The sequence below is a fragment of the Segeticoccus rhizosphaerae genome (assembly GCF_009192725.1).
Taxonomy (GTDB): domain Bacteria; phylum Actinomycetota; class Actinomycetes; order Actinomycetales; family Dermatophilaceae; genus Segeticoccus; species Segeticoccus rhizosphaerae.
On the sequence record NZ_VOHR01000501.1, the window covers coordinates 1 to 1909 of the forward strand.

Below are 1909 nucleotides of genomic sequence, written 5' to 3' on the forward strand. Positions count from 1 at the left end.
TCCTCGCCGCGGTGCTCGCCGACCGGCGCCGGCGCGACGGCGAGCGCCTCGACCGCGAGGAGCAGCTGCGTCAGCGGCTGCTGCCGCCGGACCCGCTCGACCTCAGTCGGTAGCCGGCAGGCCGGCATATCCGGGTTTGATGACGTCGTCGATGATCGCCAGCCGCTCGTCGAACGGGAGGAACGCGGACTTCATCGCGTTGATCGTGACCCACCTCAGGTCGTCGATGGCCCAGCCCGCCTCGTCGCACAGGAGCGACATCTCCCGGGTCATCGAGGTGCCGCTCATCAGCCGGTTGTCGGTGTTGACGGTGACCCGGAACTTCAGCCTCGCCAATAGCGAGATCGGGTGCACCGCAACGGATTCGGCAGCACCGGTCTGCACATTGCTGCTCGGGCACATCTCGAGCGGGATCCTGCGGTCACGCACGTATGCCGCGAGAAGGCCGAGCGACACGTCGTCACGCGTCGCGGCGACAGCCCCCGCGACGTCGGCGGCGTAGGGCCGGCCCGCGACCGTGATGTCGTCGACGATCCGCACGCCGTGGCCCAGCCGGTCGGCACCGCACCACTGGATCGCCTCCCAGATGCTCGGCAGCCCGAAGGCCTCGCCGGCGTGGATGGTGAAGTGCGCGTTCTTGCGGCGCAGATACTCGAAGGCGTCGAGGTGCCTGGTGGGCGGGAAGCCGGCCTCGGCGCCCGCGATGTCGAACCCGGACACTCCCTCGTCGCGGTAGCGCACCACCAGCTCGGCGATCTCGGTGCTCTTGGCGGCGTGCCGCATCGCGGTCAGCAGCGCGGTGACCCGGATGCGGCGACCTGCCTGCGCAGCGAGCTGCTCCCCCTCGCGGAAGCCATCGAGCACCGCCTCCACGACCTGCTCGAGGGTGAGTCCCTCGACGAGGTGCTGCTCGGGCGCGAACCGGACCTCGGCATACACCACCCCGTCCGCGGCGAGGTCCTCCGCGCACTCACGGGCCACGCGTTGCAGGCCGTCCACGGTCTGCATGACCGCGAGGGTCTGGTCGAACGTCTCGAGGTAACGCACGAGCGAACCCGAGTCGGCGCTGTCCCTGAACCACGCAGCCAGTGCGGCCGCGTCGGTGGCGGGCAGGTCGGCATACCCGACCTGCCCGGCCAGCTCGATGATGGTCTGCGGCCGCAGCCCCCCGTCGAGGTGGTCGTGCAGCAGGACCTTGGGCAGCGACCGGATGAGCTGTGTCGATGCGCGAGCCGCGGTCACTCGGCGGCTCCCTCGTCCTCACGGCCGACGGTGTCGGGGCTGAACGCCGGCAGGCAGATGGCGATGTATTCGGCCCCGTCCTCACCGCAGGAGTAGCGAATTCGTTCACCGGCCTCGGTGATGATCGACTGACCGGCGGCCACCGTCGTCGGCCCTCCTTCGTGCTCGACGACGAGGCTGCCCGCGAGGACCACGGTGATCTCGTCGAACGACGGCTTCTGGTAGGGCTCGTCCCAGCCGGCGGGCGCGATCATGTGGGCGACGGAGACGGAGTCGGTCTCGGTGTTGACGCGTCCCACGTGCTCGCGGATGACCTTGCCACCGGGGACGGGAATGACGGTGGGTTCGGGGATGAGTCGAGGCATCTGCTCACCCTAGCGCCGCCAGCCCGCCGCCCTCGGGGGCGAGGGCGCGGTCAGGCGATCCGGTCGATGACCAGCGGCAGCAGGCCGGGTCGGGCGCCTTCCGGCGCGATCTGGAAGGCGCCCTCCAGCGCCTCGAGCGCGCGGGGGAACCGATCGGGTGTGTCCGTGTGCAGGGTCAGCAGCGGCTGGCCCCCGCGGACCTCCGCCCCTGGCTTGGCGTGCATCTCGACCCCGGCACCCGCCTGGACGCGGTCCTCCTTGCGCGCCCGGCCGGCGCCGAGACGCCAGGCCGCGACCCCCAC

The 1909-nt window shown here is 71.1% G+C and carries 2 protein-coding genes and 1 pseudogene; all 3 read right to left on the reverse strand.

Annotated features, from left to right (window positions below; translation table 11 throughout):
* Positions 1 to 102: 102 nt before the first annotated feature.
* Entirely contained in the window at positions 103 to 1242 is a 1140-nt protein-coding gene (locus FRW57_RS21105) for an adenosine deaminase (protein WP_137122468.1), read from the reverse strand.
* Positions 1239 to 1607 (reverse strand): cupin domain-containing protein, encoded by a 369-nt coding sequence (locus FRW57_RS21110; protein WP_137122469.1) that lies wholly within the window; start codon positions 1605 to 1607, stop codon positions 1239 to 1241. The genes FRW57_RS21105 and FRW57_RS21110 overlap by 4 nt, the downstream gene beginning before the upstream one ends.
* Positions 1608 to 1657: 50 nt before the next feature.
* A pseudogene (locus FRW57_RS21115) lies at positions 1658 to 1909 on the reverse strand (thymidine phosphorylase); the annotation flags it as partial.